Here is a 23,470-nt window from a genome sequence, read left to right on the forward strand (position 1 = left end):
ACCCGTCCGAATGCACCAACACACCGCACCTGAGGCGGAGTTGGGGCGACGGTGAGTACCGGCGGCACGCCGGAGTGCAGCGGGACCTAACGGCCCGTGCGGCTCCCTGCGGGATCAACCGCGCACAGGGAACTGGATCCGACCACGCTCACCCTTGGGGACTTCGTGACCCAATAGGCGCTTGTGGCACCGAACATGGGCTACCTCCTCTTGAGACCGCTCGTTAATTACGAGGAGAGATGCCCTTCACCAGGTCGACACCCCTGACGACACGCGAACGACATCTCACACTGCTCGAAGAGTCCGCACTCCCCACAGTGCGTGACCCATTGACCCGAGCTCTACGCGCTCAACTATCTGGCATCAGAATCGGGCCGACCACAGTGTTTTGGTCTCGGTTCGATCACACCTGAAGCGTACTTAGCCCAAAATCCGGACAAACTGATCCTAGATAGATCCCTGCGAAACGGACTCGTTACACATCTATCGGTCAATGGAGTCCGGATTCCGGACACTCGCCTCTGGAAAACGAGTTGCACATCACGAGCCGTTGCGCAGGGCTGTGGGAAGTCTCTCGGCGGGCGAATCAACGCGCGTGGATCGCGCGGGATGGCGTCCAGGATGCCACGAGGGTAGTGAAGTACCACCTGGTGCGGGCGATGATCCTGTAAAAACTCCTGCGCGGACCTCGCGGCGCAGGACATACGACAAAGGCCCGGGCCCCCCGAAGGGGACCCGGGCCCGGCTGTCTCGGGATCAGGCGTTCTTGGCCTTTGAGGCCGCGCGGCCGCGCAGCTTCTGGTCCAGGACGACCTTGCGGATACGGACCGTCTCCGGGGTCACCTCGATGCACTCGTCGTCGCGGCAGAACTCCAGGGACTGCTCGAGCGAGAGCTTGCGGGCGGGCACCACGTTCTCCGTGGTGTCCGCGGAAGCCGCACGCATGTTGGTGAGCTTCTTCTCCTTGGTGATGTTCACGTCCATGTCGTCGGCGCGCGAGTTCTCGCCGATGATCATGCCCTCATAGACCTCGGTGCCGGCCTCGGTGAAGATGACACCGCGCTCCTGGAGGTTGACCATCGCGAACGGCGTCACCGTGCCGGAACGGTCCGCGACGAGCGAGCCGTTGTGACGGGTGCGCAGGTCGCCGAACCACGGCTCGTGACCCTCGAAGATCGAGTGCGCGATACCGGTGCCGCGGGTCTGCGTCAGGAACTCCGTACGGAAGCCGATGAGGCCACGCGACGGGACGATCCACTCCATGCGGACCCAGCCCGAACCGTGGTTCGTCATGGTCTCCATGCGGCCCTTGCGGGTCGCCATGAGCTGCGTGATGGCGCCGAGGTGCTCCTCGGGCGAGTCGATCGTCATGCGCTCGATCGGCTCGTGCGTCTTGCCGTTGACCTGCTTGGTGACGACCTCGGGCTTGCCGACGGTCAGCTCGAAGCCCTCGCGGCGCATCTGCTCGACCAGGATGGCGAGCGCGAGCTCACCGCGGCCCTGGACCTCCCAGGCGTCGGGGCGCTCGGTGTCCAGGACACGGAGCGAAACGTTACCGACCAGCTCGCGGTCGAGGCGGTCCTTGATCTGGCGGGCCGTGACCTTGTGGCCCTTGCCACCCTTGCCGACCAGCGGCGAGGTGTTCGCACCGATGGTCATCGAGATGGCCGGCTCGTCGACCGTGATGAGCGGCAGCGCGATCGGGTTCTCGGTGTCGGCCAGGGTCTCGCCGATCATGATGTCCGGGATACCGGCGATGGCGCAGATGTCGCCCGGGCCCGCCATCTCGGCCGGCTTGCGGGTGAGCGCCTCGGTCATGAGGAGCTCGGTGATGCGGACGTTGGACATCGTGCCGTCGCGCTTGATCCACGTGACGGTCTGGCCCTTGCGCAGCTCGCCCTGCTCGACGCGGCAGAGCGCGATACGGCCGAGGAAGTTGTCGGCGTCGAGGTTCGTGACGTGCGCCTGGAGGGGGGCGGCCTCGTCGAACTCGGGGGCCGGGACGTGCGCCAGGATCGTGTTGAAGAACGGCTCGAGGTTCTCGCTGTCCTGCGGGACGGTGCCGTCCTCGGGCTTGGTCAGCGAGGCGACGCCGTCACGGGCGCAGGCGTAGACGATCGGGAACTCGATCTGGTCCTCGTCCGCGTCCAGGTCCAGGAACAGGTCGTACGTCTCGTCGACGACCTCGGCGATCCGGGAGTCGGGGCGGTCCGTCTTGTTGATGCACAGGATGACCGGCATCTTGGCCGAGAGCGCCTTGCGCAGCACGAAGCGGGTCTGCGGCAGCGGGCCCTCGGAGGCGTCGACGAGCAGCACGACCGCGTCGACCATCGACAGGCCGCGCTCGACCTCACCACCGAAGTCGGCGTGGCCGGGGGTGTCGATGATGTTGATCGTGATGGCGTCGCCGCCATCCTTCGGGTGGTACTTGACCGCCGTGTTCTTGGCCAGGATCGTGATGCCCTTCTCACGCTCCAGGTCGTTCGAGTCCATCATGCGATCGTCGAGCGACTCGGCGGCGTGCGCCGCGAAGGCGCCGGCCTGCTTGAGCATGGCGTCGACCAGCGTGGTCTTGCCGTGGTCGACGTGGGCGACGATGGCGACGTTACGGATGTCGTGGCGCGTGGCCATATTGCGGCGTACTCCCGGAGTGAGTGGACGGCTGCGCGTACGTCTCTTCGTACGCGCGCCCTGCCGGGCTGGACACGCCACGGCCTCACCCCATCGTACGTGGCTTCGGCCGGGTAGGCCTTCTGGGGCTCTGGGGTCAGGGATGCACAGTGAGTGAACGTCGCGGAGAGGCGTGGGGGACGCCCCGGAGAAAACGCAGGTCAGCGGTGATACGAACCTTGCCCGCCGGAGGGACCGGCGGGCAAGGGACTTGAGCGAGATCTGAGCTGGGCGATCTTCGGGACTCTCCCCCAGGGGCGCTCAGGGTCGCTTCGTCGCACTCAGGGTGCGATGTGCGTCACTTCTTCTCGGACGGACTCGCGGACGGCTTCTCGGACGCCATCTCGGACGATTTCCCGGACCTCGCGGACGAGCTCGCCGAGCCGGAGGCGTTCGGCCGGGCACCCGGCCGCGCGCCCGGCTTCAGGAAGCCGATGTCCTCGTAATTCGGCTCCTGGAAGCCGAAGGCCCCCGCGTTGACGACGGTGCGACGGGCGGCCACCAGCTCCGGACGCTGAAAGAGAGGAATCGATCCTGCAGCGGCCCAGATACGAGCGTCGGCCTGCTTGACCAGGGAGCGCTCCTCCCCCTCGTCGAGCTCACCGATCGCCTGGTCGAAGAGCTGGTCGATGTGGTCCGTGCCGACCCGGGTGTAGTTCTGCTCGACGGTCAGCGAGCCGTCCGCGGCGGGTACCGGCTTGGCGTAGATCGGGCGGGCGTCGGTGGCCGGGAAGGCCGAGGCGGGCCACGAGTAGAGCGCCAGGTCGTACTGCCCGGACGCGATGTGGTCCTTGAAGTAGCTGGCGTCGGCGACCTTCGACGTCTCGGTGCGAATGCCGATCTTCTGCAGCATCTGCGAGATCCGGTCGGCGACCGCGCGCAGCGAGTCCGAGCCGGGGCCCGACGGGAGCACGAAGCGCAGGATCAGCGGCTTGCCGTCCTTGGCGAGCGGTCCGGCGGGAGCACCGGCGGGTGCGGCCGTCCCCTTCGGGGCGTACGCACCCGGGGCGCCGCCCTGGGCGGCCTCCTTCGCGTACTGATCGGCGTGCTTCTTCTCCTTGTCGGCCTCGCGCAGCTTCTGCGCGTCGGCCTGGTGCAGGAGCGCGGCGTGCTGGTAGGCGGCGGTGCGCTCGGGGGCGAAGAAGGGGGTCTGCCGGTCGCCCGGCTTCTGGTCGCTCTCGCCGACGATGTACGTGCCGTCGTCGGAGTCCTCGGAGGCGGCCCCCTTCCTGTCCTCCGTGCCCTTCTTGTCCTTGGCGCCCTCCTTCGCGCTGTCGGACTCACTGCCCGCCGTCTTCGGCTTGGTCTTCCCGGGCTCGTCCTTCAGGGGACCGCCCGGCACCCAGCCCGCGTCCGTGAGCAGCGCCCGGGCCTCGTTGGTGTCCTGGCTGCCGAGGGCGCCACTGCTGTCGGCGTACGCCTGCTGCCCGGCGAGGGCGAGATGGCTGCCGACCGTGTTCGCGGGCAGGCCGAGCGGCTTGAGGACGACCTCGGCGAGCTTCTTGCGGTCGATGGCGCGGGCCACGGCGCGGCGCACGCGCTCGTCGGCCAGCGGACCCTCGGCGCCGTTCAGCGCGAGCTGCGTGAAGGCGGGTTCGAGGGACTTGCGCACGACGTAACCGTCCAGGCGCGACTGTTCGCTCTCGTACTTCGTGACGGCCGCACGGGTCTTTTCGCGGGCGGCGAGTTCCTTGGCGGCCGCCTTCTCGTCGTCGCCGTGCGCGACGGCCCAGGACCGCATCGACTCGGCGGGCGTGAGCGCGGCGCCGGGGCCGTGGGCGAGCGGGCCCGAGCTGCCCTTGTCACGGCCGGCGAGGGAGATGCGGGACGCGTCCTCCGGGTCGACGGCGGCGAGGTCGACCTTCCCCGCGACGAGTGCGTCGGCGCGCTCCGCGCGGGGCACGGTCCGCAGGACGATCTGGTCGAGCTTGGCCTGGCGGCCCCACCAGTGCGGGTTGCGCACCAGCGTGACGTCCTTGGCGTCGCGGTCGACCTTCTTGAGCGCGAAGGGGCCCGCGGTGACCTTGAGCTCGCGCCGGGCTCCCTCGTTGAAGGCGTCCGGGGTCCCCATGACGTCCTTGGGGTAGAGCGGCGAGAACAGTGAGCGCCAGTCCGCGTACGGCTTCGCGAAGGTGACCCGCACCTCCAGGTTGTTCTTGCCGCGCTCGATCTTCTCGATGCGGTCGTAGCCCGCGTTGTGGGCCGTCCAGTACGCGGAGTCCTTGCCGGACAGGGCGCGCCACTGGGCGGCGAAGTCGGCGGCTCCGATCTCGCGGCCGTCGCTCCACACCGCCTGCTGGTTGAGCTTGTACAGGACGACCTGCTTGGGCTCGCGCTCGATGACCTCGGCCTTCTCCAGGAAGTCCGGGTCGCGCACCGCCCTGCCCTGGTTGTCGAGCCGGAACATGGAGGGCAGCACGGCGCCGGCGACACGGGTCGTACCCGCGTCGGCGTCGGCCTGGAAGGAGTTGAGGGTCCCCGGCAGGGCGTCGACCGCCCAGCGCAGGGTGCCGCCGTCGGCGATGTCGCCGCGGGACGCGGGCGCGATGTCCTGGGCGGCGGCCTGGCTGCTGGTCTCTTCTTCGTCGTCGCCCGAGCTGCAGCCGGCCAGGGCCGACACCGCGAGCGCCCCCGACACGAGGAACGCGGCCGAGCGCAGGACGGGACGCCGCGCGGGACGCCTGGCGAGGCGCGATGTGGCGCCGTCATGGGACATCACGGGAACCTCCGGGGCTAGCCCGCCCGCTTACCAGGACCGGGCCGGGTTTGATCTCGTTTGGCCGTATATGGAGCTGATCACATCTATGGCCCCACTGAAGAGGACGGGTCCAGCAGGCAGGAGGCGACACGACCATGTGTGCCCGGAACCCCACTCGTGCGGCCCAATCCGGCGCCGAGGGGGCGCGGTGGGGCTGTCTCGTGGGCGGGTGCGGCTGGTCGTCGGCCGGTCGCGCGGTTCCCCGCGCCCCTCAGGGAGCGCGGCCGCCGACATACCGGGACCCCGCCACCCCAGAGAGCGCAAAACAGGGGCGCGCGCCCATGCGCGCTTCAGGAATCCGCGCAGATCCCTTCACAAGGCGTGATGTGACGCGCGACACTCGCAGGCGCATGAGCATCTCCGCCGCACCAGCGGAAGCGAGGGCAAGTCATGTCCCTGAACGACGACTTGACGGCAGCCGAGCGCTGCCTCGACGAGCTGTGCCGGACCGTGGGGCGCCTCGAGCGGCAGCTCGACGGCGGCCTCGACGTACGGCGCGTACGCACCGACGCCGACCATCTGCGCGAGAGCGTCGCCCTGCTGCGGGCGGCCGCGGCCGGCGCCCCGCCACCGCTGCGGCCCGAGCTCGTGCCCATCCCCGACACCCCGTACGACAGCTCGCTCTGGACCGACTCGGACGACGAAGGACTCGGCGCCCGGGACCGGCACGCCCCCTGACCCTCTGAGCGGAGGCTTCGTTGGCCACCGGCACGGAACCCCATCCCCGATCGGACGCGCACGGCGTCCGGGACAGGACGCGCGCCGCGATCGCGTCCGGGCACCTGCGCACCGACCGCTGGTGGCTGGCGCCCGCCAGTACCGCCGCGGGGCTGCTCGCCTTCATCGTCTACTCGACGTGGCGGGCCTTCGCGAACACGGACTACTACCACGCGCCGTACGTCTCGCCGTTCTACTCCCCATGCATCGCGGAGAACTGCAAGCCGATGCACGCGGGCCCCAACTGGGAGATATTCGGCGGCTGGTGGGGCCTGTCCCCCGCGCTGCTCATCCTGATCTTCCCGCTCGGCTTCCGGCTGACCTGCTACTACTACCGGAAGGCCTACTACCGCGGGTTCTGGGCGTCTCCGCCCGCCTGCGCGGTCGCCGAGCCGCACAAGAAGTACACGGGCGAGACCCGCTTCCCGCTGATCCTGCAGAACATCCACCGCTATTTCTTCTACGCGGCGATCCTCGTGGCGGGAATCCTGACGTACGACACCGTGCTCTCGTTCCGCAACGAGAAGTACGAGTGGGGCCACATGGGTCTCGGCACGCTCGTCTTCCTGCTGAACATCACGCTGATCTGGGCGTACACCCTGTCCTGCCACTCGTGCCGGCACATCGTCGGCGGCAAGCTCAAGCACTTCTCCAAGCACCCGGTGCGGTACCGGCTGTGGCAGTGGGTCGGAAAGCTGAATGACCGTCACATGCTCCTCGCCTGGGCGTCGTTGATCAGCGTCGCGCTCGCCGACTTCTACGTGTTCCTGCTGGCGTCCGGCGCCTTCGACGATCCGCGCTTCTTCTAGATGGGGTGGCACTTCTGATGTCTCAAGTGGAGCGGCAGCAGTGGGACGTTGTCGTGGTGGGGGCGGGCGGTGCGGGCCTGCGCGCGGCGATCGAGGCGCGCGAGCGCGGCGCGCGTACGGCCGTGATCTGCAAGTCCCTCTTCGGCAAGGCGCACACCGTGATGGCCGAGGGCGGCATCGCCGCGGCCATGGGAAATGTGAACTCCGGCGACAGCTGGCAGGTCCACTTCCGGGACACGCTGCGCGGCGGCAAGTTCCTCAACCAGTGGCGGATGGCCGAGCTGCACGCGCGCGAAGCACCCGACCGGGTCTGGGAGTTGGAGACCTGGGGCGCCCTGTTCGACCGGACCGCGGACGGCCGGATCTCGCAGCGCAACTTCGGCGGGCACGAGTACCCGCGCCTCGCGCACGTCGGTGACCGCACGGGCCTGGAGCTGATCCGCACGCTCCAGCAGAAGATCGTGGCGCTCCAGCAGGAGGACTTCAAGGAGTTCGGCGACTACGAGGCGCGCCTCAAGGTCTTCCAGGAGTGCACGGTCACCCGCGTACTCAAGGCTGTGTCCGACAGCGGCTCCGCCGGGGGCGAGCGCGTTTCCGGCGCGTTCTGCTACGAGCGCGAGAGCGGCCGCTTCTTCGTCCTGGAGGCGCCGAGTGTGGTGCTGGCGACGGGCGGCATCGGCAAGTCCTTCAAGGTGACGTCGAACTCGTGGGAGTACACGGGCGACGGCCACGCGCTCGCGCTGCTCGCCGGGGCGCCGCTGCTGAACATGGAGTTCGTGCAGTTCCATCCGACGGGCATGGTCTGGCCGCCGTCGGTGAAGGGCATCCTCGTCACGGAGTCGGTGCGCGGCGACGGCGGGGTCCTGCGCAACTCCGAGGGCAAGCGGTTCATGTTCGACTACGTCCCCGACGTCTTCAAGGAGAAGTACGCCGAGTCGGAGGCCGAGGGCGACCGCTGGTACGACGACCCGGACCACAACCGGCGCCCGCCCGAGCTGCTCCCCCGCGACGAGGTGGCGCGCGCCATCAACTCCGAGGTGAAGGCGGGCCGGGGCTCCCCGCACGGCGGCGTCTTCCTCGATGTCTCCACGCGCATGCCGGCCGAGCGCATCCGGCGCCGGCTGCCGTCGATGTACCACCAGTTCAAGGAGCTGGCGGACGTAGACATCACGGCCGAGCCGATGGAGGTCGGCCCGACCTGCCACTACGTGATGGGCGGCATCGCCGTCGACTCGGACACGGCAGCGGCACGGGGTGTGCCCGGCCTGTTCGCGGCCGGCGAGGTGGCCGGCGGCATGCACGGCTCGAACCGCCTGGGCGGCAACTCGCTCTCCGACCTCCTCGTCTTCGGCCGCCGCGCCGGACTGCACGCGGCCGAGTACGCGGCCGGGCTCGACGAGCGGCCCGCCATCGACGCGGTCCAGGTCGACGCGGCGGCGGCGGAGGCGCTGCGCCCGTTCTCCGCGGAGGGTCCCGCGGACGGGGGCGTCGCCGAGAACCCGTACACGCTCCACCAGGAGCTCCAGCAGGCGATGAACGATCTGGTCGGCATCATCCGCCGCGAGGAGGAGATGGCCGAGGCGCTCGACCGGCTCGCCGGGCTGCGGCTGCGGGCGCGACGGGCCGGGGTGGAGGGGCACCGTCAGTTCAACCCCGGCTGGCACCTCTCGCTCGACCTGCGCAACATGCTGCTCGTCAGCGAGTGCATCGCGCGCGCCGCCCTGGAGCGCACGGAGTCGCGCGGCGGCCACACCCGTGAGGACCACCCGACGATGGACCGCGACTGGCGGCGCACCAACCTGCTGTGCCGGCTCGTCGATCCGACCGGCGGCCTCGCGGCCACGGATCCGGTCCGGGGCCAGATCGACCTCGTGCGTGACACCACCGAGCCCATCCGCCCGGACCTGCTCGCCCTCTTCGAGAAGGAAGAGCTGGTCAAGTACCTCGCCGAAGAGGAGCTGTACGAGTGAGTTCGTACGATGCGCGTTTCAGGGTCTGGCGCGGGGACGCCGAGGGCGGTGGCCTGACGGACTTCTCCGTCGAGGTGAACGACGGTGAGGTCGTCCTCGACATCATCCACAGGATCCAGGCGACCCAGGCGTCCGACCTCGCGGTCCGCTGGAACTGCAAGGCGGGCAAGTGCGGCTCGTGCTCGGCGGAGATCAACGGCCGGCCCCGCCTGATGTGCATGACCCGCATGTCGGTCTTCGACCGCGAGGACGTCATCACGGTGACGCCACTGCGCGCCTTCCCTGTGGTCCGCGACCTCGTCACGGACGTCGGCTTCAACTACGCGAAGGCCCGTGAGATCCCGGCCTTCGTCCCGCCGGCCGGGGTCGGCCCGGGCGAGTACCGCATGCAGCAGGAGGACGTGGACCGCTCGCAGGAGTTCCGCAAGTGCATCGAGTGCTTCCTGTGCCAGGACACGTGCCACGCGGTGCGCGACCACGAGGAGAACAAGGCGGCGTTCGCGGGCCCGCGCTTCCTGATGCGGGTCGCGGAGCTGGACATGCACCCTCTCGACGCGGCGTCGGACTCCGGCCTCGACCGCAAGCGCACGGCCCAGGAGGACCACGGCCTCGGTTACTGCAACATCACGAAGTGCTGCACGGAGGTCTGCCCGGAGGGCATCCACATCACGGACAACGCACTGATCCCCTTGAAGGAGCGAGCGGTCGACCGTAAGTACGACCCGGTGGTCTGGCTGGGGAACAAGATCCGACGGAGGTCGTCCTCCTGAGGCCCCTAGGGCGAGCCGACCCGGCGCATCAGCGCGGCGGCGTCCCCCGCCACGAGCGGCCGCAGCCGCTCCGGCGTGACGCCTCCCGCGGACGGTCCGGCGCTCACGCTCAGGGTGAACTCCGCGTCGCCGTCCAGGACGTGGACTGTCGCCGTCCGGCCATGGACGACCGTGTACGCCCGGTCGCCCAGGCCCTTCGCCGTACGCACCTCGGCCCGGCCCGGGATCCGCTCGGCGGCCGTCGTGCGCGCCGCGTCGAACTCCGCGCCGGGGTCGGTCCGCTTGTGCAGGACCACGGACGCCGAGATCGTGGCGGCTCGCGCCGGCCCCTCCTTGCGCTCGAGGTCCCCCGAGCAGTCCGCCGTGTCCACCGCCTCACTGCTGCTCCGCGTGGACTCCCAGCGGGATCCGCGGTCGAAGACCGTGGCGAGGTGGGGCATCGCGAGAAGGGAACAGAGGCGGTCACTCACGCGGTAGCCCCTGAGGTCGGGGCCCTGCGCGCCGAACGCGTACAGGCCGGCGCCCCAGACGGCGGACGCGGCGAGCGCGCCGACGAGCAGCGCGCCGAGAGGGCGCCGTCCCCTGCACCGCTGGGGACGGTCGAGGGGATCGGGCCGGACCGGGGAGCCGGCGGGTCCGGACACCACAAGCTCCGGCTCACTGATCGCGCCGCCCACGGCCCAGGGTCCGTTCTCCATGCCGGAAACCTACGTTGAGCAGCGGTTTTGCCGGAAGGGCCGGCGATAACAATGCGGATTCGCCACAACCGGACCGTGCCGATCCCGGTCGCGGTACCCCAGATCCGGTCATACGCTCCCAACTGTGACGCCGCCTCCGAGTCGCCCCCGTCCGGTACGGATAGCCGCGCGGTCGGCCGTGGCCGCCGTGCTCGCGCTCTGCTGGGCGCTGCTGCCCGCCACGACCTCCCGCGCCGACGACCCCATCACCCTGTCGAGAGCCGGCCAGATCACCGACAAGGTGGACGCCCTCCGAGACCGTGAGCCCGAGGTCGCCTCGGCCCTCGACTCGCTCGACAGCAAGCGCAACACCCAGCTCTTCGTGGTCTACGTACGCGACTTCTCCGGCCGCTCCGCCCAGGACTGGGCCGACGACACGGCCTCCAAGAACGGCCTCGGCCTCAACGACGTACTCCTCGCCGTCGCCACGCACGACCGGCAGTACGCCTACTCCGTCGACCAGGATTCCCAACTCACCGACGCGCAGCTCAAGGACGTCGCGCAGACCGCGATCGAACCGGCGCTGCGCAGGAACGACTGGGCGGGCGCCGCGATCGGCGCGGCGGGCGGCATCTCCGCCACCCTCGCGGGCAGCCCCGTCCCCACCCCGGCGATCACCCCGGGCCCGGCCGACCCCGGCGGCTCGGACACAGCTCCCAGCGCGGCCGATCTCGCCCTGCCCCTCATCGTGGTCGGCGGCGCGGGCGCCGTCGCGGCGTTCGCGTACACCCGACGCAAGAGGCGTACGAGTACCCGCACCACCCCCGGCGGCGGCTGGGGCGGCGGGGGCGCCGGACCGCAGGTCACGTCGCTGCCCGAGCTGGACAGGCAGGCCAGGCAGATGCTGGTGGAGAGCGACGACTCGATCCGCACCAGTACGGAGGAACTCGGCTTCGCCACCGCGCAGTTCGGCGAGGAGGCCGTCAAGCCGTTCACCCAGGCGGTGGCGTATGCGCAGTCGGAGCTGACGGCGGCCTTCCGGCTGCGCCAGCAGCTCGACGACGCGTACCCCGAGGACGACGCGACGAAGCGGCAGATGCTGGACGAGATCATCAACCGCTGCACCGAGGCGGGGCGCAGGCTCGACGCCGAGGCCGCGGACTTCGACCGGCTGCGGGCCCTGGAGCGCACCGCCCCCGAGGCCCTCGCGCACGCGGAGCTCGCCTCCCGCGACCTGGCCACCCGCACCACGACGGCCGAGGAGACGCTGACGGCGCTCGGCGCCCGCTACGCGCCGTCCGCGCTGCTTCCCGTGGCGGGCCACCTCGAGCAGGCCAAGGACCGGCTGGTGTTCGCCACGACGAACCTCGGACAGGCGCGGAGTGGCGTCGACGCCGGCGACAACGGCCGGGCCGCGGTGTTCCTGCGGGCCGCCGAGTCGGCCGTCGACCAGGCGGGCACCTTTGTGGACGCGATCGACCGGCTCGGCCATGAGCTGGCCGAGGCCGCCGAGAAGCTGCCGGGGGCGCTCACCGAGTCCGACTCCGACCTCGCGGACGCCCACGGACTGCTCGAAGGGACTGCCGAGGGCGCGTCCACGGCCGATCTGCGCGGGCGCATCGCGCGCGTGCAGACCGTCACCGCGGGCGTGCGCAAGGAGATGGCCGCCGGCCCCTACGACCCGATCGACGCGTTGCGCCGCGTGGAGGAGGCCGACTCGGCGCTCGACGCGTCCCTCGACGAGGCGCGCGAACGCGAGTCGGGCACGGCCCGCGCGCGCTCCCTGCTCGAACAGGCGGAACTCACGGCCCGCAGCAGCGTCGGCGCCGCGTCGGACTTCATCACCACGCACCGCGGGGCGGTCGGCAGCGAGGCCCGTACGCGCCTGGCGGAGGCGCAGCGGCACCTGGAGTACGCACGGACGACGGGGGAGGCGGATCCCGCGGCCGCCCTGGCCGGTGCCCAGCGGGCCGACGCGCTCGCCCGGCAGGCGCAGCAGCTCGCCGAGCAGAATGTGCGGTCCTTCGGGAATCCGTACGGCGGGGGCGGCGGGCGCGGCGGCGGGGGCATGGGAGGCGCGGTGCTCGGCGGGATCATCCTCGGCGAACTCCTGGGCGGCGGGCGCGGCGGCGGGGGGTTCGGCGGGGGCGGCGGCTTCGGGGGCGGGTTCGGTGGCGGCGGTCCGGGGAGTTTCGGCGGGGGCGGGACCCGTGGCCGGAGGGGCGGCGGCGGACGGTTCTGACCCGGCGGCATTGACCCAGTTCCCACGTAACTCCCTTGCACAAGGAGCACTCTCATGACCAAGCAGACCGTTCTCGGCCGCGTCGCCCAGCTCGCGAAGGCGAACATCAACGCCCTTCTGGACGGCGCCGAGGACCCGCAGAAGATGCTCGACCAGCTGATCCGCGACTACTCGAACAACATCGCCGAGGCCGAGCAGGCCGTGGCGGCGACCATCGGCAATCTGCGGATGATGGAGCAGGACCACAAGGAGGACGTCGAGGCGGCCGACGAGTGGGGCGGCAAGGCGCTCGCCGCGAGCAAGAAGGCCGACGAGCTGCGGACGGCGGGCAGCGCGGCGGAGGCCGACAAGTTCGACAACCTCGCCAAGGTGGCGCTCGGGCGGCAGCTGAGCTCCGAGAAGGAGGCGAAGGACGCCGAGCCGACGATCGTCGCGCAGAACGAGGTCGTCGGAAAGCTGAAGTCGGGCCTCGACCAGATGAAGACGAAGCTGGTCGAACTCCATTCGAAGCGCGATCAGTTGGTGGCGCGTTCGAAGACCGCGCAGGCCCAGAACCAGATGATGGACGCCGCCAAGAACATCAACGTCCTCGACCCGACGAGCGAGCTGAGCCGCTTCGAGGAGAAGGTGCGCCGCGAGGAGGCCAAGGCGCTGGGCAAGCAGGAGCTCGCCGACTCGTCGCTCGACGCGCAGTTCGAGCAGCTGGACGGCCTGGGCGACACGGCCGAGATCGAGGCGCGCCTGGCGGCGCTCAAGACGTCCGCGTAAAGGCGGGAAGGCGGCGCACCCGGTCAGTACAGGCTGAGCAGCGCCTCCGTCGGGTCCACGGCCGCCGAGTTGCCGTCCGGCAGAGGGAGTTCGAACCAGACGGTCTTGCCGCGCGGCGTCCTGCGCGAGCCCCAGGACGCGCTGAGCAGGCCGACGAGCTGAAGCCCGCGGCCGCCCTCGTCCGTATCGCGTGCACGGCGGCGGCGCGGCTGGACGAGGCCCGCGTCCCACACCTCGCACACGAGGGTGCGGTCGAGCAGGAGGCGCAGCCTGATGTCGCCCTCGCCGTACCGCAGAGCATTGGTGACCAGCTCGCTGACCAGGAGTTCCGTCGTGTCGACGAGCGACTCCAGGTCCCATTCGGTGAGCTTGGCGCGGGTGAACTCGCGGGCGCGGCCCACCGAGCGCGGCTCGCGCGGCAGCGTCCAGTCGCCGACGGCATCGGCCGGCAGGCCCTGCACGCGGGCCATGAGCAGCGCGATGTCGTCCTCGCCGTGATGCGTGTCGAGCGTGGCCAGCACGTGGTCGCAGACGTCTTCGAGCGCGGGCGAGGGATCGTCCAGGGCGCTGCGGAACGCGGAGAGGCCCTCGTCGAGGGGATGGTCGCGGGACTCTACGAGCCCGTCGGTGTAGAGGGCGAGGAGTGAGCCCTCGGGCAGCTCGACCTCGACCTCCTCGAAGGGTTCCCCGCCGACGCCGAGCGGCATCCCCGGGGGTACGTCGAGCATGAGCGCGCCGTCGCCGGGCTCGACCAGGACGGGCGGCAGATGGCCCGCGTTGGCGAAGGTGCAGCGCCGGGTCACGGCGTCGTAGACCGCGTACACGCAGGTGGCGAGGTAGACCTCGGAGAGGTCGGCGTCGCCGGTTCTGCGGGCGGCGCGGGTGGCCTGCTGGACGCCGCCGCGGGGGCCGAGGGCCGGCGACGACGGGCCGCCGGGCGCGCCGAGGCCACGGGCGATCTCGTCGAGGGCTGAGAGCACCTCGGCGGGTTCGAGGTCGAGGAGGGCCAGGGTCCGTACGGCGGTGCGCAGTTCGCCCATGGCGACGGCGGCGCGCAGGCCGCGGCCCATGACGTCGCCGACTACGAGCGCGGTTCTGTGCCCCGGCAGCTCGATGACGTCGAACCAGTCGCCGCCGACCTCGGTGGCCGCGTTGCCCGGCAGGTAGCGGCAGGCGATGTCGAGGCCGGACGCCTCGGGGTCGTCCGGCGGGAGCAGCGACCGCTGGAGTATCAGGGCGCGCTCGTGCTCGCGGCGGTAGAGGCGGGCGTTGTCGATGCAGACGGCGGCGCGGGCGGCGAGTTCGACGGCGAGGGCGCGGTCGCGGTCGTTGAAGGGCTCGCTGCCCTTCGTACGGGCGAAGCGCGCGAGGCCGACGACGGTGTCGTGGGCGACCATCGGCACGGCCAGCGTGGACTGGACGAGGCCGCCGGACGCGGCGGGGACGAACTGGGGGCGGGCGGTGCGCAGGGCGTCCGCGCAGGGCGAGTTGAAGGAGTAGCGGTGGACGGCTCCGACCTCGACGACCCCGTCACCGCCGGACGCTTCGAGGTACGGCACGTCGGCGACGGCGCTCGCGGCGGCGACCCTGCGCACCTCGGCGCTGCCGTCGGCGAGGCTGCGGCTGTTGAGCGCCGACTCGTCGCCCACGAGGAGTCCCTGGTAGAGGTCGACGGACGCGAGGTCGCAGAAGCCGGGGACGACGACGTCGAGGAGCTCGCGGGCGGTGGTCTCCAGGTCGAGCGAGTTGCCTATGCGGGCGCCCGCCTCGTTGAGGAGGGCGAGGTTGCGGCGGGCGTGGGCCGCCTCGCGGGCGGCGGCGTGCCGCCGGGTGACGTCGGTGGCGATCCCGGCGACGCCGATGGGCCGGCCGCTGCCGCTGTGCACGCGGTAGAGGTTGATCGACCAGTGGCGACGCTCGGCGGAGTCGGGCGCGGGCCCGACGAGCTGCATGTCGGTGACGGAGTCGCCGGTCTCCAGGACGCGGCGCAGCGCGGCCTGCACGCGGTCGGCCTCGCCGCGGGGCAGATAGTCGTGGACGGTGCGGCCGCGGTGGTCGTCGGCCCGGCCGCCGAAGACCGCGGCGAAGGGCCGGTTGGTCCGCTGCACCTTCAGGTCGGTGCCGAACAGCAGGAAGCCGAAGGGAGATTGGCCGAAAATGGCCTGCGACGCGGCGAGGTCCGTCTCGATACGACGCAGGGCGCGGACATCGACGACGATGCAGACGGCGGCGCGCTCGCCGGACTCCGTCTCGGTCGGCATCACATAGACCTCGGCGATCCCCTCCGTATACGGCTCGGGGAGGTGCCGGCCGGGGCTGCGCTGATCAGAGACGTGCGGATGGCGCTCGTCGGACTCGGTGCCGCCCGAGTCCGACGCCCGGCCCCTCGGCATCCGGAAGGGGACGACGCCGGTCCACTCGCGGCCGTCGAGGATCTCCGCCATCTTGCGGTGGCCGCGCTCGCGCAGTTCCGTGGAGACGAAGGCCTCGATGGGGTCCTTGCCCACGGCGTCCTGTGCGCAGACGCCGAAGAGCTGCGCCGCGCGCCGGCTCCACTGGTCGATCAGGCCGTCGGGGCCGATGGAGAAGGAGGCGACCTTGATGTAGTCGTACATGGAGCCGGGCGGACTGGTCTGCCATGTCTCGGCCCGGGGCGGGCCTGCCGCATCGCGCGCGGCCGTCCCGCCCGAGGTGTCCTCGGACGACGTGGCCTTCGCTGGTATCTCGCTCACGCGAACCGTCCCCTCCAGCTCACCGCGTCCGGCACCGGTCACCGGGGCAGCTGCCCGCAGTATCCAGCACTACGGCGCCGCGCAACACGGTGTTCACGATCACACCACGGTCCCGACGCTTTTTGGCCCGTCCCCGCGTAACAGGACGACAACCAGATCCGCGACTGTTCCGTGCCTTTTCCTGGCCGGCCTCTTCGCCGGTCGGCATGCTCCCTGTCTCCTAACCAGGGAGGGTTCCTCTTAACCGGCGCGACGCCACCGGTTCCGGCCGCCGGGTCCAGCCGCTGTTTCCGGCCGCCCGTCAGTGCCGACCGGGCAGCGACAGTTCGAACCACACCGTCTTGCCCGTGTCACCGGGCCGCGTCCCCCACCGCCGCGCGGACCCCGCGACCAGCTGGAGCCCCCGTCCGCTCTCCTCGTCCGGTCCCGCGACCCGCTCCATCGGCGGATCCGGAAGACGATCGGAGACCTCCACCCGCAGGGTGTGGGCCGGCTCCGCCGACCGCAGGAGACGTACGCCGACGGGGCCGGAAGCGTGCCGGAGGGCGTTGGTCACCAGCTCACTGACGAGCAGTTCGGTGACATCGCCGAGCGAATCGAGATCCCAGACGCCGAGCTGGCCGCGGACCGCGGCACGAGCGGAACGGACTGCGCCCGGCTCCTCGGGGAAGACCCACTCGGCGCACTCCCCGTCGGTGTCGATCACGCCGATCACTTCCCAGGCAGCAGTAGAACCCCGTCCGCCCCTTCGGATCACGTCCGATTTCATAGGGTTAATCGGGATATACCCGGGTGGGCGTAGGGGCTACCGTCTCACGCGAACACTCCGCGAACGGAGCACGCGGGGCGCCCGACCAGCGGCACGACGGGTGACACAACCCGCAGCGCGGCGGGCCCTGCGGACAGGTCCTCCGTCGTACGGGTCACGGCTGCCGCGCCGCGAGCACCGCCTTCACCGCCGGCACATCCTGGTCGAGCCAGTCCACGGACCAGATCTCGTCGGGCCCGAGCCAGCGCAGTTCGTCGTGGTCCTCCAGGGGGCGCGGCCGGCCGGACAGCAGGCGCGCGGTCCATACCCGCAGCACGTATCCGGGCTTCAGGGGCCATTCCCCCGGGACGCGCGCCACGAGCTCGGCGCCGATCCCGAGCTCCTCGCGCAGTTCCCGTACGAGCGCCTGCTTCGAGTCCTCGCCGGGTTCGACCTTGCCGCCGGGGAGTTCCCAGCGGCCCGCCAGTTCGGGGGGCGCACTGCGTCGTGCGGCGAGCAGGCGGCCGCTGTCGAGGAGGGCCGCCGCAACGACGACGGTCGGTTCAGTCATGTGCCGGAGCCTACGGCCGCGGACGGGAACGTCAGCGCGCGGTGCCGTTCTGCGCCTGGCCCAGGCGCTCGACCCAGTAGAGCTGCTTGTGGCCGCGGTCATCGAGACTGTCGGCGATCTGCTGGGCTTCCGCCCTGGTCGCGTACCTGCCGACGCGATAGCGGTTGCCGTTGTCGTCCTGGCGTATGACGAGCCACACAAGCGTGGTCGTGCCCTCGTTCATCCCGCCCCTCCACTCCCCGACCCCGGCCTGCACAGCGCCCCGCTTTCTGAGGAAACCCCACTCCGCATATGCCCGAGCGTACGCCTGACCTTCACGCAGCGGATACGCATTGGCACAAAGAGATACGCAACCAGCCAATCCGCAGGGGGCGCACTCCGAAGAGTGCGCCCCCTGGACGTTCCGTGACTTCCCCGCTCCGGGCGTCAGCCCGTACGCACCGTCGGCATCGGCATGAGCACCGGCCCCGCTTGCGGCTCCTTGCGGCAGACGTCGCCGCACTCCGCGTCGAGCGAGCAGCACAGCGAGCAGATCGGGCCCGACCGGACGGGGCAGTCCGCGATGTCGGGGAGTTCGTACGCCGTCTCGCAGACGCTGCACGTGTGGGTCGCCGTGATGTCGGCGATCTCGACGTCGGGGCCGTTCACTGGGTTGGGCCTGGCCAGGTAGTACTTGCCCTTGGTGGCCCAGGCGATCAACGGGCAGAGCGTCAGGGCGAGTCCGGCCGCGATGAACGTCGAGAAGGCCTCCGCGTACGCACCGAACACCCCGAAGAACGCGACGATCGAGACGGTCGACGCGATCACCATGGCGCCGAAGCCGGCCGGGTTGACGGCGTACAGATAGGCCCGCTTGAACTCGATGTACTTGGGGCTCCAGCCGACCCGCTTGTTGATGACGAGGTCGGCGGCGACGGCCGCGATCCAGGCGATGCCCACGTTCGAGTAGAACCCGAGCAGCTTGTTCAGGGCCGCGAACATGTTCATCTCCATCAGCGTCAGCGCGATGGCGAGGTTGAGGAAGATGTACCAGACGCGGCCCGGGTGCCGGTGGGTGATGCGGGAGAAGAAGTTCGACCAGGACAGCGAGCCGCTGTAGGCGTTGGTCACGTTGATCTTGATCTGGGAGACGACCACGAAGAGGGCGGCGGCGGGCAGGGCGACCGAGCCGAGCCACGGCTTGAGGGCCTCGACCTGCGGCGCGATGGGTTCCAGCGCGTGGGTCTTGCCGACTGCTTCGAGGGCTACGAAGGCGAGGAGCGCGCCGCCGAGTTGTTTCGCGGCGCCGATGATCACCCAGCCGGGTCCGGCCGCGAGAACGGCCAGATTCCATCGCTTCCGGTTCTGCTCGGTCTTCGCCGGCATGAATCGCAGATAGTCGGCCTGCTCGCCGATCTGCGCGATGAGGGAGAGCGCGACGCCGGTGCCGAGGCCGAAGCCGAGCCAGGAGAACCCGCTGCCCGCGCCCTCCGTGCCGCCGAAGTGGGTGAAGTCGCCGAAGGAGCCCGGCGAGTGGAAGGCCAGGATCACGAAGGGCAGGACGAGCCCGATGAGCCAGACCGGCTGCGTCCACGCCTGCACCTTGGCGAGCGCGCCCATGCCGCGGAAGACGATCGGGATGACGATGAGCGTGGTCAGCAAGTAGCCGACGGGCAGCGGCAGTCCGACGACCTCGTGCATGGCCTGCGCCATGATCGAGCCTTCGAGCGCGAAGAAGATGAAGGTGAACGAGGCGTAGATGAGGGACGTGAGCGTCGAGCCGAAGTAGCCGAAGCCCGCGCCCCGGGTGATGAGGTCCATGTCCAGGCCGTACTTGGCGCAGGCGCGGGCGATGGGGATGCCGGTCAGGAAGATGATCGTCGCCGCGCACAGGATCGAGGCGAGCCCGCTCGTGAAGCCGTACGTGAAGACGATGGAGGCGCCGATCGCGAAGTCGGCGAGATAGGCGATGCCGCCGAGCGCGGTGGACGCGACCATGGTCGGTGACCAGCGCCGGTAGGAGTGGGGCGCGTAGCGCAGCGAGAAGTCCTCGCGGCTCTCGTCCGCGGCGAGCTTGGCGTAGCTGCGCCGCGGCGCGGCTGCCTCCGTGTCACGGGTGACCGTGTCCGTCATGAGGGTTCCTGTCGTCCGGCCGATTGCGGGTACGGACGGAAGTTAGGAGCCGTGCATGACAATGCGGGGCGGCCGGTGATTGCCCCGGCGTTACGGGAGGCGGCCGCGCGTTAAGTCGTGGTCACACCCCGCGGACAGGGCGTTCGCGTATCGGTCACTTCACGGGCAGGTGGTATGCGATCCGGTACCGGTCGGCGGGGACGACGACGTCCGCCGTCTCGACCGGTCTGCCCGACGCGAAGTACGTGCGCTGGATGACGAGGACGACATGGCCGGGCACTCCGCCGAGCGCCATGAGCTCCTCGGCGAGGCCGGGGCGGGCGCCGACCTCCTCCGTCACGTTGTCCACGATCACGTCGATGGCGGACATGCGCTCGACGACGCCGCAGCCGCCGAGGGGGCCTTCCTCGGGGAGCATCACGGGGGTGCGCCCAGTGACCGCCAGGGGCTCCCAGGAGGTGGAGAGCATCATGACCTCTCCCGCGTCCCGGTAGACGTACTTCGTGCACATCACGCGGTCTCCGGTGCGGACGCCGAGGCGCTCGGCGATGGCGCTGCTCGCCTCGGCCTGCTCACTGCGGGACTCCCAGGTGCCGCGCGCCGTCTCGTCGGCCTGCTCCTGCTTGAAGGGGGTGGAGCCGCTGATCGGCCGGTACCCGGAGCGGGCCACGCGGCGCGGGACCGGCGTCTCACGCACATACGTGCCCGACCCCGAGCGTCCCTCGACGAGCCCTTCGGCCATCAGCACCTTGCGGGCTTCGAGGGCGACGGTGTCCGAGACGCCGTACTCCTCGCGGATCCTGGCCTGTGAGGGGAGGCGGGTGTGCGGTGGCAGCGATCCATTGACGATCTTCTGGCGAAGATCACCCGCGACGCGCAGATACGCCGGCTGCTCACCGAATGTCACTGGCTGCACTCCCTAAGACCCATGGCGACCCGTCAGATTGACAGACAGCAACAGCGTCGCAACCCTGGGTTGTGCGCCGCAAGCAAAGGCCAAAGAATCACTCGAAGTGATGACAAGTGCGGCCGCAGGCCTTTACGCAGGGAGTTTCTCCGGGTAAGGGAATCCTTACGCCCTGGCGTCGAGCAACACTCGACCGACCGTCGACCTTCCTTCGAGGCAGGGCCCGGCATGCGACACCCCCGCCATCCGTGGGACCTCCATCGCGGGTTGCCCGACTCCCGTCCGCAACCGCCCGCATCGTCGGATGCGTGACCCGATCCCGCCGATCCCCCGGCCGCCTCACCGTCCTCCTCGCGCTCGCGGTCCTCGGCGCCTCACCGGGCGCGGCCCTGGCGACGCCCGGCCCCGGCCCGGCACCCGCCCGCGTGCCCACGGGCTCCCCCTCCGAGGCCTGCACCGGCGACCCCGCCTGGGCCCCGACCACCACCCGTATCGACCCCGCGAACACCTATCACGCGTACACCGGCAACGGATATCTCGGCGTGCGCGTCCCCCCGTCCGGCGCGGGCTACGCCGAGGCCGGCGACAAGACCGGCTGGCCGCTCTACACGCCGCGCTACGACGGGGCGTTCGCCACCGGGCTCTACGCGCGCGGCCCCGAGAACACCGCGCACCGCGAGGCCATCGCCGCGCTGCCGAACTGGACCGCGCTCGACCTGACGGTGGGCGACGAGACGTACGGCCCGACGAGCCGGATCTCGCACTACCGGCAGACCCTCAGCCTGCGCTGCGGATTCGTCCGTACGTCGCTGACCTGGACGCACAAGGACGGCCGGCGCACCGATCTGACGTACGACGTGCTGGCCGACCGCTCCCACGCGCACACCGGAGCGGTGCGGCTGCGCGTCACGCCGCACTGGAGCGGTGAGGCCACCGTCACCGACCGGATCGACGGGCGGGGCGCGCGCCGGATCGCGCCCACCGGCGGCGGCCCCGCGGGCAAGCGCACGATGACGGTGGGCTTCCGCACGGACGGCACCCGCCAGGACGGCGTCGTCGCCTCCACCCTGCGTGCCCCCGGCCGCACCCACGCGGCGGGCCACACCGGCACGTTGACTAACCATCAGTCCGCCACGTTCTCCGTCGACACCGGCCGCACCTACACCGTCACCAAGTACGTGGGCGTGGACACGGCGCTCACCTCTCGCACCCCGCACGGCTCGGCCGTCGGCGCCTCCCAGCAGGCGGCCACCGCCGGATGGGACGAGCTGTTCCGCGAACACACCGCGGCCTGGCGGAAGTTGTGGACATCGGACATCGAGGTGCCGGACCGGCCCGAGATCCAGCAGCAGGTGCGGGCCGCGCGGTACGGGCTCCTCACGGCGGTGCGCGCCGGTGGCCGCGACAGCATCGCGCCCTCCGGGCTCACCAGCGACGCCTACGCGGGCATGATCTTCTGGGACGCCGAGACGTGGATGTTCCCCGCGCTGCTCGCGGACCGGCCCGACCTGGCGCGCCCCGTCCTCGAATACCGCTACCGCACGCGCGAGGCGGCCGCCGACAACGCCCGCAAGACATCGGTCAAGGGCCTCATGTACCCGTGGACCAGCGCGAGCCGCGGCGCCCTGTGGACGGAGTGCCAGAGCTGGTACCCGCCGCACTGCGTCACCCAGAACCACCTCCAGGGCGACATCGCGCTCGCCGCCTGGCAGTACTACCTGGCGACGGGCGACCGCGCCTGGCTGCGCTCGCACGGCCGGCCGCTCCTCAAGGGCCTTGCGGAGTACTGGACTTCACGCGTCACGAAGAACGCCGACGGCTCGTACTCCATCAAGGACGTCGCCGGCCCCGACGAGTACAGCAACGGCGTCGACGACGGGGTCTACACGAACGCCGTCGCGGCCACGGCCCTGCGCTCCGCCGCCCGCGCCGCCCGGCTCGTGGGCGCCGCGCCCCCGGCCGCGTGGACGACCATCGCCGACGGGCTCCGCATCCCGTACGACCCCAAGCGCAGGATCTTCCTCCAGTACGAGGGCTACAACGGCTCGACGATCAAGCAGGCCGACGCGGTCCTGCTGCTGTACCCGCTGGACTGGAAGCCGATGCCGAAGGGCGCGGCGGCGGCGACCCTCGACTACTACGTCGCGCACACCGACCCGGACGGGCCCGCGATGACGGACTCCGTGCACGCGGTGGCCGCCGCGTCGATCGGGGAGCCGGGCTGTGCCACGTACACGTTCCTGCGGCGCGCCTCGAAGCCGTTCTTCCGTGCGCCGTTCGGGCTGTTCTCGGAGGCACGCGGCACGAAGGCGGGGTCCAGTGACCCGCTCGCGGGCACGCCCGCTCAGGACTTCCTGACGGGGAAGGGCGGCTTCCTCCAGGTGTTCACGCACGGCCTGACCGGCCTGCGCCTCGAGGAGGACGCCCTGCGCCTGGACCCGTCGCTGCCGCCGCAGCTCGGCAGGGGCGTGACGCTGCGCGGGCTGACCTGGCGCGGACGGACGTACGACATCGCGATCGGGCCGGAGCGTACGACGGTCAGGCTGACCGCGGGCCAGCCGTTCCCCGTCGTCACGCCCACCGGACGCGCCACGGTCGACCGCGGCGGGCTCGTCCTGCGCACCCGGCGCCCCGACCTCGAACCCACCTCCGACCTGGCCCGCTGCCGCACCGCGACGGCGACGTCCGAGGAGCCGGGCCTGTACGCGGAGGCGGCGGTGGACGGCAACCCGGTCACCGCCTGGCAGCCGGCGACCGCGCACGCCTCCCTCACGGTTGACCTCGGCCGGACGGGGAAGGTCTCCGGCGTCGACGTGACGGGCACGCGCGCGTACGCGGTGACGACGTCGGCCGACGGAGCGGCGTGGCGGGCCTTCGCACCGGGGCGGACGGCCCGGTTCGTGCGGGTCACCGAGGATGGTGAAAAGCCCGAACCCGTGAAGGAGTTGAGGGTGAGGTAGGGCCCTGCCGCCGACCGGCAGGGCCCCAGGCCACCGGGCGCGGTGCGCGGCCCCACACC

16 protein-coding genes are annotated in these 23,470 nt (G+C 70.9%); 7 read left to right on the plus strand and 9 right to left on the minus strand.

The window, feature by feature from the left end:
* Positions 1-756: 756 nt before the first annotated feature.
* Together typA and OG698_RS19090 are read right to left on the minus strand one after the other, a co-directional pair.
* Positions 757-2,631 (minus strand): translational GTPase TypA, encoded by a 1,875-nt coding sequence (gene typA, locus OG698_RS19085; RefSeq protein ID WP_100596599.1) that lies wholly within the window; start codon positions 2,629-2,631, stop codon positions 757-759.
* Positions 2,632-2,968: 337 nt separating this feature from the next.
* Entirely contained in the window at positions 2,969-5,386 is a 2,418-nt protein-coding gene (locus OG698_RS19090) for an ABC transporter family substrate-binding protein (protein WP_406111148.1), read from the minus strand.
* Positions 5,387-5,818: 432 nt separating this feature from the next.
* Here OG698_RS19090 and OG698_RS19095 point away from each other — a divergent pair, with 432 nt between their 5' ends.
* The 4 genes from OG698_RS19095 to OG698_RS19110 are packed head-to-tail and all read left to right on the plus strand — an operon-like array spanning position 5,819 to position 9,694.
* Positions 5,819-6,106, plus strand: coding sequence for a hypothetical protein (locus OG698_RS19095; protein ID WP_406104257.1), 288 nt, complete (start codon positions 5,819-5,821; stop codon positions 6,104-6,106).
* 20 nt (positions 6,107-6,126) lie between these two features.
* On the plus strand, positions 6,127-6,954 hold the full coding sequence (locus OG698_RS19100) for a hypothetical protein (RefSeq protein WP_406104258.1): 828 nt from the start codon (positions 6,127-6,129) through the stop codon (positions 6,952-6,954).
* A gap of 17 nt (positions 6,955-6,971) precedes the next feature.
* A complete protein-coding gene (locus OG698_RS19105) occupies positions 6,972-8,924 on the plus strand; it encodes a fumarate reductase/succinate dehydrogenase flavoprotein subunit (RefSeq protein WP_406104259.1) in 1,953 nt (650 codons plus the stop codon).
* Positions 8,921-9,694 carry a succinate dehydrogenase/fumarate reductase iron-sulfur subunit gene (locus tag OG698_RS19110; RefSeq protein ID WP_326774265.1) on the plus strand — a complete coding sequence of 258 codons (774 nt, stop codon included), beginning with the start codon at positions 8,921-8,923 and terminating at the stop codon, positions 9,692-9,694. The genes OG698_RS19105 and OG698_RS19110 overlap by 4 nt, the downstream gene beginning before the upstream one ends.
* A gap of 5 nt (positions 9,695-9,699) precedes the next feature.
* On the opposite strand, the gene OG698_RS19115 is transcribed toward OG698_RS19110, so the two are convergent.
* On the minus strand, positions 9,700-10,392 hold the full coding sequence (locus OG698_RS19115; RefSeq protein WP_406104261.1) for a hypothetical protein: 693 nt from the start codon (positions 10,390-10,392) through the stop codon (positions 9,700-9,702).
* Positions 10,393-10,516: 124 nt separating this feature from the next.
* Between OG698_RS19115 and OG698_RS19120 the strand changes: the two genes are divergently transcribed.
* Together OG698_RS19120 and OG698_RS19125 are read left to right on the plus strand one after the other, a co-directional pair.
* Positions 10,517-12,613: a TPM domain-containing protein gene (locus OG698_RS19120; RefSeq protein WP_406104263.1), complete on the plus strand. Its 2,097-nt coding sequence runs from the start codon at positions 10,517-10,519 to the stop codon at positions 12,611-12,613.
* A gap of 54 nt (positions 12,614-12,667) precedes the next feature.
* Positions 12,668-13,381, plus strand: coding sequence for a PspA/IM30 family protein (locus OG698_RS19125; protein ID WP_406104265.1), 714 nt, complete (start codon positions 12,668-12,670; stop codon positions 13,379-13,381).
* 23 nt (positions 13,382-13,404) lie between these two features.
* Here the strand turns inward: OG698_RS19125 and OG698_RS19130 are convergent, their stop codons facing one another.
* From OG698_RS19130 to OG698_RS19155, 6 genes are all read right to left on the minus strand, one after another.
* Positions 13,405-16,113 (minus strand): SpoIIE family protein phosphatase, encoded by a 2,709-nt coding sequence (locus tag OG698_RS19130; RefSeq protein ID WP_406104267.1) that lies wholly within the window; start codon positions 16,111-16,113, stop codon positions 13,405-13,407.
* 301 nt (positions 16,114-16,414) lie between these two features.
* The gene (locus OG698_RS19135) at positions 16,415-16,882 is read right to left on the minus strand and encodes an ATP-binding protein (RefSeq protein ID WP_406104268.1); all 468 of its coding nucleotides are present in this window, start codon (positions 16,880-16,882) and stop codon (positions 16,415-16,417) included.
* 154 nt (positions 16,883-17,036) lie between these two features.
* Positions 17,037-17,432, minus strand: coding sequence for a (deoxy)nucleoside triphosphate pyrophosphohydrolase (locus tag OG698_RS19140; RefSeq protein ID WP_406104269.1), 396 nt, complete (start codon positions 17,430-17,432; stop codon positions 17,037-17,039).
* A gap of 31 nt (positions 17,433-17,463) precedes the next feature.
* Positions 17,464-17,655, minus strand: coding sequence for an SPOR domain-containing protein (locus OG698_RS19145; RefSeq protein ID WP_100596587.1), 192 nt, complete (start codon positions 17,653-17,655; stop codon positions 17,464-17,466).
* A gap of 203 nt (positions 17,656-17,858) precedes the next feature.
* Entirely contained in the window at positions 17,859-19,544 is a 1,686-nt protein-coding gene (locus OG698_RS19150; protein WP_100596586.1) for a cytosine permease, read from the minus strand.
* Positions 19,545-19,698: 154 nt separating this feature from the next.
* Positions 19,699-20,451: a GntR family transcriptional regulator gene (locus OG698_RS19155; RefSeq protein WP_399969927.1), complete on the minus strand. Its 753-nt coding sequence runs from the start codon at positions 20,449-20,451 to the stop codon at positions 19,699-19,701.
* A 308-nt stretch (positions 20,452-20,759) separates the two neighbouring features.
* Here OG698_RS19155 and OG698_RS19160 point away from each other — a divergent pair, with 308 nt between their 5' ends.
* Positions 20,760-23,411 (plus strand): glycosyl hydrolase family 65 protein, encoded by a 2,652-nt coding sequence (locus OG698_RS19160; protein ID WP_406104272.1) that lies wholly within the window; start codon positions 20,760-20,762, stop codon positions 23,409-23,411.
* Positions 23,412-23,470: the final 59 nt, after the last annotated feature.

It is taken from the genome of Streptomyces sp. NBC_01003 (genome assembly GCF_045162695.1).
Taxonomy (GTDB): domain Bacteria; phylum Actinomycetota; class Actinomycetes; order Streptomycetales; family Streptomycetaceae; genus Streptomyces.

Coding starts and splice junctions, on each gene's coding strand:
- OG698_RS19115 (WP_406104261.1), bottom strand. CDS start 10,392: ATGGAGAACGGACCCTGGGCCGTGGGCGGCGCGATCAGTGAGCCGGAG.
- OG698_RS19095 (WP_406104257.1), top strand. CDS start 5,819: ATGTCCCTGAACGACGACTTGACGGCAGCCGAGCGCTGCCTCGACGAG.
- OG698_RS19140 (WP_406104269.1), bottom strand. CDS start 17,432: ATGACTGAACCGACCGTCGTCGTTGCGGCGGCCCTCCTCGACAGCGGC.
- OG698_RS19135 (WP_406104268.1), bottom strand. CDS start 16,882: ATGAAATCGGACGTGATCCGAAGGGGCGGACGGGGTTCTACTGCTGCC.
- OG698_RS19105 (WP_406104259.1), top strand. CDS start 6,972: ATGTCTCAAGTGGAGCGGCAGCAGTGGGACGTTGTCGTGGTGGGGGCG.
- OG698_RS19150 (WP_100596586.1), bottom strand. CDS start 19,544: ATGACGGACACGGTCACCCGTGACACGGAGGCAGCCGCGCCGCGGCGC.
- OG698_RS19145 (WP_100596587.1), bottom strand. CDS start 17,655: ATGAACGAGGGCACGACCACGCTTGTGTGGCTCGTCATACGCCAGGAC.
- OG698_RS19125 (WP_406104265.1), top strand. CDS start 12,668: ATGACCAAGCAGACCGTTCTCGGCCGCGTCGCCCAGCTCGCGAAGGCG.
- OG698_RS19090 (WP_406111148.1), bottom strand. CDS start 5,386: ATGTCCCATGACGGCGCCACATCGCGCCTCGCCAGGCGTCCCGCGCGG.
- typA (WP_100596599.1), bottom strand. CDS start 2,631: ATGGCCACGCGCCACGACATCCGTAACGTCGCCATCGTCGCCCACGTC.